Here is a 7,273-nt window from a genome sequence, read left to right on the forward strand (position 1 = left end):
GGCACGGGGTGCCGTCACTTTCGGCCACGACCGAAGCCTCACCGCAAGGCTCCGGTTCGCTTGGATTTTACAGATTTTAACCCTCACCTCAGCGAATGTTTTGCGTCGCAAAAAAGATTTCCCATTGCTTAGAGACTGATGGTAGCTTACCCGGACTTGGTTTCGGGTTCATGCACAGGCGGTCGTCGTAAACCGTCATGCCGTCGGACCAGGATCTCCGGATCCGGCACCGGCAGACCAGGGGGAACAGCGTCCCGAAAGGTTTCGTGTGGACGGTGTGTCCCCCTGAAAACCGTGCCGCCAGGATCGGGCGGCCGGACGACAGCTTGCAAAGGAGCAGGACGTATGGCTCAAGACCAGATCCTGTTCGACGTGACCCGGCTGGTGCGCCGATCCGGCAGCGCAACACCGACGGGCGTCGATCGCGTGGAGCTGACCTACGGCCGGCACATGCTGGAGCGCTATCCGAACGAGGTGCAGTTCATCGCCCGCTGGCGCTCGCGCTACTGGCAGCTGTCCACCCCGGCCTTCGCCCAGTTCGTCGCCAGCCGGTGGGAGCGCTGGAGCTTCGGCGCCCACCGCATCCGCACCCGGGATGTGGAGCGGATCGCCCGGTTCATCGGCGTGCCGACGGAGCAGTTCAGCGGCAGCGGCCGGTACTCGGTGTCGCCGCCGACGCCCCCCGTCCGCCCCTCCGCCCCGCTGCTGCAGCTCGGCATGGATGCGCTGCTGGGCGCCCGCGGGCTGCTGTCGCGCATGATCAGCATCAGCGCCCGGCGGCAGCAGGCGATCTACGTCAACGTCTCGCATGAAGGGCTGCACCAGCCGGCGACGCTGCAGCGCCTGGTGGCGCGCCGCAAGCTGGCGCCGATCTACCTGGTGCACGACCTGATCCCGATCGACCATCCGGAATATGTCCGGCCGGGCCATGCCGACCGGCATGTGGCGCGGATCGAGGCGATCTCCACCACCGCCGCCGCCACCATCGTCAACTCGCAGCAGACCAAGCGCGACCTGATGAAGCATGTCGGCGACATGAATGACGTCTTCGTCGCGCCGCTCGGGGTCGACCGCCGCTTCGCGCCGCAGAAGGTCAACGACCTGGAGAGCGAGCCCTATTTCCTAATCATCGGCACGATCGAGCCGCGCAAGAACCACCTGTTCATGCTGCAGGTCTGGCGCGCTTTGGTGCAGAAGCTGGGCAAGGCCGCGCCGAAGCTGGTGATCGTCGGCCGCCGCGGCTGGGAGAACGAGAACGTCATCGACATGATCGAGCGCTGCGAGCAGATCTCTGACCATGTCATCGAGCTGGGCCGGGTGCCCGACGCGGTGCTGCACCGCCTGCTGATCGGCACCCGCGCCGTGCTGTTCCCCTCCTTCGCCGAGGGCTATGGCCTGCCGCTGGTCGAGGGCCTGTCCTGCTCGGTGCCGGTGATCTGCTCCGACCTGCCGGTGTTCCACGAGCTGGGCAGCGGCATCCCGGAATATCTCGATCCGCTGGACGGCCCCGGCTGGATGGACATGATCATCGACTATGCCCAGCCGAACTCGCTGCGCCGCCAGGCGCAGATGGCCCGGCTGGCGCGGTTCAAGGCGCCGACCTGGGACCGGCATTTCAACATCTTCGACGACGTCGTCGCCGATGTGCGGCGGAAATACAGCATCTGCTGAGGAGCTGAGGCGGTAGGCCTCACGCGCCCCGGAACAGGGCGGCGACGATCGCCTCCGGCGCATCCTCCTGCACCAGATGGCCGGAATCCGGCACGCGGGTCAGCGCCCCGCCGGTGAGCTTCGTCGCCAGGCGCTCGCCCTGCGCTATCGGGATCCACCGGTCCTGCTCGCCCCACAGGATCTCGACCGGCCAGGGCATCGGACCGTAGGCGGGCTCGATCTCTTCGAGATAGCGGTCATGCATCTGCGCGATCTGGCGGTAGAAGGCCGGGCGCCCCGCCGGTCCCTGCCAGGGCCGCATGTAGATGCCCATCGCCTCCTCGGTCAGCGGGTTGCGCGCCGCGCCCTGAATATAGACCCGCAGCAGCGCGTCATGGGCGTAGTCCGGCAGCCCGGCGAAGGCCTGCTCATGCTTGGCGACATGAAGGAAGAAGGGTGAGCCGGAGGGCGGCAGCGCCACCGGGTCGATCAGGGTCAGGCGCCGGTAGCGGCACCCGTCGAGATAGTGGGCCCGCAGCACGGCCATGCCGCCGAAATCATGGGCCAGCACCTCCGGCTGCTCCAGCCCCCATTCCCGCAGCAGGGCGGCGAACAGCGCGTTCTGCACCGCCGGCGACACGTCCTGCCCGTCGCGCTGCTCCGACTCGCCATAGCCGAGCAGGTCGAAGACATGGACGCGCCAGCGGGTCGCGGCCAGCGGCGCGATCCGGCGCCAGACCTGGGACGAGAACGGCGTGCCGTGCACCATCACCAGCGGCGGCCCGTCGCCGAGCACGCCCCAGGCCACGCTCTGGCCGCGGAAGGTGAAACGCCGATCGAGGGTCAGCATGGACCGCCTCCAGGAAGCTGTTGTTCCTGCTAGGACGGCAGGCCCCTGCGGCAGGTTCCCGATGCCGACGTTTCGACCGTAGGATCAGGTGTTGCGGTCACCGCCCGCCAGCCAGGAGCGGATGAAGCGGTTGATCCGCTCCGGCCGCCACTGCACCGGGGCCGCCGCCTCCGGCCGGGGCGCGGCACGGCCGCAATCCAGGATCATGAAGTCGGTGCGGCGCTCGCGCTCCGGAGCCACCTCCGGCAGCACCGGGGCGTGGTCGCCGTAGAAGGCCAGCAGCGCCCGCTCCGCCGCCGCGTCGAGATGGCTTGTGAGCCGCGCCAGCATCGCATCGGCGTGGCCGATATGGTGCAGGTACTGCTGCAGCGGCGCGTCCTTGCCCGGCACCCGGCCGGGGCGAAAGGGGTCATGCGCCTCCATGGTGACGCAGACCAGGAACAGCCGCACCCCGTCGGCCCGCGCCCGCCACAGCTCGTCCTCGATCACACCGGCGACGGCATCGTCGGAGATGTAGTAGCCGCTGCGCTCGGCCCCCGGCAGGTCGCGCTGGCCGATGAAGCGCTCGAAGCCCAACGCCGGGATCGCCTCGCGCCGGCGGAAGAAGGTTTCATCATAGGGGTGCAGGAAGATCGTGCGCCAGCCCTGGCCGCGCAGCGCCGCGGCCAGCGAGGCCGGGGCGAAGCGCCACGGCCGCAGATAGGGGTGAAGCCCGTCGAAGGACTGCTCGGCGGCGCCAAGGCCGGTGATCGCCGAGACCTCCGGCCGCAGCGTGTAGGCGCCGAAGCACGGCACCTCGAGCAGGCCGTGCGCCAGGGCCCGCGGCCTGAGGCGGTCGAATTCCGGCAGCTCGGTCGCGATGCCGATGCGGCGCAGATCCATGAAGGATTCCGACTGCACCACGATCACGGCCTCGGCCGCGGGATCGGGTGTCGGCGCCGGCATCTCCGGCAGGGGCCGGCCGCCCTCGCCCCGCCAGCGCAGCCAGGCCGTCGGCAGCGACAGGGCCAGGCCGAAGCGCCGGATGGTGCCGCGGGGATCGGCGGGATCGGCGAAGGTCAGCGCCCGCGGCCAGGGAACGGCGAAGGCGGCGAGGCCGAGCAGCGCCGCCTCGCCCGCCAGCAGCGCCAACTGCGCCGGGACCGGGATGCTGCGCGGCTCCAGCCCCACCCAGGCCGCGATCACCGCGACCAGCAGCGCCGCGATGCCGATCAGGGCCAGGCCCTCCCGCCGCTCGATATAGAACAAGGCGGGGTGTCGCAGCATCGGCAGGATGAAGGCGAAGTCGGAGAACACCAGCGGCTCGTACAGGGCGCGGTGCTTGGCGTTGGAGATCGCCACCAGGATGGCCAGCGTGATCAGGCTGGCGGCCAGGGCGAACCAGAAGCGGCCGAACAGGCCGAGCCAGGTGCCGAGCATGAGCAGGAACACGACGGCGCGGCCGAGGAGGGCGGCGCGGCTGCCGCCGAACATCCCCCGCCGCGGCCGGGCCAGGGCGTCCACCGCCTCCCAGGCGACGGCGCCGCCGGCCAGGCCGATCATCTCGGGCATGACCGGCATGCCGCCGCCTCCCCTGCCGCCGGCCTCAGCCGCCGCCCGACACCACCGTGGTCGCCGGGGTGCTGACCGAGATCGCGCCGCGCACCACCGACAGGAACTTCAGGAACTCGACCGAGGATGCGGTGCCGACATAGATCAGGTCGCGGGGCCGCACCGGGAACTGCTGGGCATAGAAGAAGCCGCGCGGATCCTCGAAGCTGAGGCGGTAGACCACCGGCACCGGCTGGCGCGCGGCCAGCAGCGGCGAGGTCGGCCGTATCGACTGGAACACCGCCCGCGATTCGAAGCGGAACACGAAGACGGCGCTGGCATCGGCGGCGTTCGGCGCCAGTCCGCCGGACCGGCCGACCGCTTGGGCCAGGGTGAACGGCTCCTGGTCGATCGGCAACTCGCCGGAGCTGCTGACCGCGCCCAGCGCCGTGTAGGTCTGCGGCCGGCGGGTGATGTAGATGGTATCGTCCGGCTGGATATAGATGTTCTCGGCCGGGTCCTTCAGGATGGTCGGCAGCCCCACCGTCTCCGACGCCCCGGCGCGGGTCAGGGTGATGAAGGTTTCCGCCGGCAGCGACTTGATGCCGCCACCCTGGGCGATGACGTCGAGCAGCCTTTCGCCCCTGAGGTTGAGCGGCACCCGTGCCCCGCCGGTCTGGTCGCCCAGCACCGAGGCGGAGGCGGAGCCCGATTCCGGCACGGTGACGATCACCTGGGGCTGGCTGGCCTGGCTGGTCAGCGCTTTCTCGATCGCAGCGGCGACCTGGGTCGGGGTCCGCCCGACCGCGCGGATCGGCGACGCCGCATAGGGCACGGAGATGTTGCCGCGCTGGTCGACGATCTGGGGCGGCAAGGTGACGCTGTGCGCGCCGTTATCGCCGGTCGGGGTGACGGCGCCGCCGCTGCCGGCGGCGAACAGGCCGGTGCCCGCTTCCCAGATCGATACCGACACGGTGTCACCGACCCCGATCTGCTGCGTCGGCGCCGGCGCCTTGTCGCCGAAGCGCTGCATCAGGCTGGGACGCGGGGCGCGGTCCAGCGCCGCGATCGTGGTCTCGTTGAGATCGACGATGGCATATCGGGTGTCGACCGCCTTGGCCGCTTCCGCGGCCGAAGCTTTCTCGCCCGACGCCAGGATCTGGCCAGCCAGGGGACCGTTGCTCGGCAGCTCGCCGCAGGCGGGCAGCGCGATAACGGCGGGAAGGAGCCACGCCAGTCTCCAGGTCATGGGGCCGTCGTCTCTTCTGCCGTGCGCCGTAGCGCGAATGCTTGGGACATACCAGATTTCGAACGCAATAGCCAATGCCTCAAATGCGTCCGATTTCAAATTCGAGTCCGGAAACCAAGGCACAGAGCCGCTTGCCGGACCGCAAACCTGAAATTTCTGTTTTCGCGCCGCATTTTAGGTTTTATATCTATAGCGCGCTCGCCAAATCTTGGATGGCGGCGCGGGTGAAGCTATGGTCCGATACGGCGCGTCGCCATCGGGGCCATGCCGAAGCCTCTGCTTCGAGTCGCCGGACAGCACAGGACCACGCCGTGACCCAGACGATCATGATCGATGGCTACAATCTCGGCCTCGAAACCGGCACCGGGGTGGCCACCTATGCCCGGAACCTGAGCTATGAGCTGCACAATCTCGGCTACCGCACCGAGGTGCTGTATGGCGGCCGGGCCGCGCCGAGCACCCAGCAGCTGCTGCGCGAGATCGCCTTCTTCGACCCGAGCAATGTCGGCGAGGCGCCGCGCTGGCTGGAGTTCCTGCGCTATGTCAACGAGCTGATCCATTCGCCGGCCGGGGTGCGGGCCAAGCCGGTGCCGATCACCGGCAAGGTGATCGCCCGGACCTACCGCTCGCGGATGCCGTATTACGACCAGATCAGCTCCGTCCCGGACCTGTGGAGCCGCTCCTACCGGCATTTCGCGATCTACCGCAACCGGATGACGGTGACGCTGCGCCACACGCCGCAGCTGATGCACTGGACCTATCCGCTGCCGCTTCGCATGGCCGGCGCCCGCAACATCTACACCGTGCACGACCTGGTGCCGCTGCGGCTGCCCTACACCACGCTGGACAACAAGCGCCGCTACTATCGGCTGGTGCGGATGCTGCTGCGTAAGGCCGACCACATCGTCACGGTGTCGGAGACCTCCAAGCGCGACATCGTCGACCTGTTCGGCTACCCCGAGGAGCGCATCACCAACACCTACCAGGCGGTCGACATCCCGGCGAAATACGCCGAGAAGCCGGAGGAGGCGGTGAAGCGCGAGGTCGAGGGCACCTTCAACCTGACCCACAAGGGCTACCTGCTGTATTTCGGCGCGATCGAGCCGAAGAAGAACATCGGCCGGCTGATCGAGGGCTACCTCGCCAGCCAGATCAAGACGCCGCTGGTGATCATCGGCAAGCTGGCCTGGAAGACCGACCAGGAGCTGAAGCTGCTGAACGATTCGACCATCCGCTACCTGGAGCAGGTCGACACCCTGACCTACACCCGCAATCGGGTGCTGCGCATCGACTACGCCCCCTTCCCGCTGCTGGTCAGCCTGATCCGCGGCGCCAAGGCGGTGACCTTCCCGTCGCTGTATGAAGGCTTCGGCCTGCCGGTGCTGGAGGCGATGCGCCTGGGCACGCCGGTGCTGGCCTCGACCGAGGGCGCGCTGCCGGAGGTGGCGGGCGACGCGGCGATGCTGATCGACCCCTACGACACCCATGCGCTGGCCGAGGCGATCCGCGCCCTCGACAGCAATGCCGAACTGCGCGGCGACCTGGCGCAGCGCGGCGCCCGCCAGGCGGATCTGTACTCGCCGGAACGCTATCGCGCCCGGCTGGGCGAGATGTACCGACGGCTGCTGCCGGCCGGCGGCAGGGCTGCCGAGGCCGCGGCGCAGGGCGCCGCAACCGGGACGCCGGTTCTGGCGGACGCTGACCAAAGATTTCGTTGAAGGATCCATGGTGGATCGAAAAGGTTTGGTGGTTTCGAAGGTTTCCTCGCCGCATTCCGTCTGCTATGCTGCGGTGCAGCGAACGGAACCGCAGCCGCCCCGACTCTCGTGAGGTATGGCTTGGGCAAGACACTGGACAATCCCTCGGAAGACCTGTACCTGCTTATAATCATGAAATCTTGATTCGCAATTTCTCTTATGAGAGTGATATGACCGCTAGTCCTCAAAATGCAGATGATCTTTTTTTAATGGAAGGCGCTCAGAAAGCCTCTGATC

The 7,273-nt window shown here is 68.3% G+C and carries 5 protein-coding genes; 2 read left to right on the forward strand and 3 right to left on the reverse strand.

The features are described from left to right. The first annotated feature begins 345 nt into the window (after positions 1 to 345). The gene (locus ABDW35_RS27915; RefSeq protein WP_343717125.1) at positions 346 to 1,671 is read left to right on the forward strand and encodes a glycosyltransferase family 1 protein; all 1,326 of its coding nucleotides are present in this window, start codon (positions 346 to 348) and stop codon (positions 1,669 to 1,671) included. Between the two features lie 19 nt (positions 1,672 to 1,690). On the opposite strand, the gene ABDW35_RS27920 is transcribed toward ABDW35_RS27915, so the two are convergent. From ABDW35_RS27920 to ABDW35_RS27930, 3 genes are all read right to left on the reverse strand, one after another. Beyond that, complete coding sequence (locus ABDW35_RS27920; RefSeq protein ID WP_343717126.1) at positions 1,691 to 2,500, reverse strand: alpha/beta hydrolase; 810 nt, start codon at positions 2,498 to 2,500, stop codon at positions 1,691 to 1,693. Between the two features lie 84 nt (positions 2,501 to 2,584). Beyond that, positions 2,585 to 4,060: an LTA synthase family protein gene (locus ABDW35_RS27925; RefSeq protein ID WP_343717127.1), complete on the reverse strand. Its 1,476-nt coding sequence runs from the start codon at positions 4,058 to 4,060 to the stop codon at positions 2,585 to 2,587. Positions 4,061 to 4,085: 25 nt separating this feature from the next. Then, on the reverse strand, positions 4,086 to 5,279 hold the full coding sequence (locus tag ABDW35_RS27930; protein ID WP_343717128.1) for a polysaccharide biosynthesis/export family protein: 1,194 nt from the start codon (positions 5,277 to 5,279) through the stop codon (positions 4,086 to 4,088). Positions 5,280 to 5,590: 311 nt separating this feature from the next. On the opposite strand from ABDW35_RS27930, the gene ABDW35_RS27935 reads away from it, so the two are divergent. Then, a complete protein-coding gene (locus ABDW35_RS27935) occupies positions 5,591 to 6,997 on the forward strand; it encodes a glycosyltransferase family 1 protein (protein WP_343717129.1) in 1,407 nt (468 codons plus the stop codon). Positions 6,998 to 7,273: the final 276 nt, after the last annotated feature.

Source organism: Inquilinus sp. (assembly GCF_039594555.1).
In the GTDB taxonomy this organism is placed as follows: Bacteria; Pseudomonadota; Alphaproteobacteria; order DSM-16000; family Inquilinaceae; genus Inquilinus.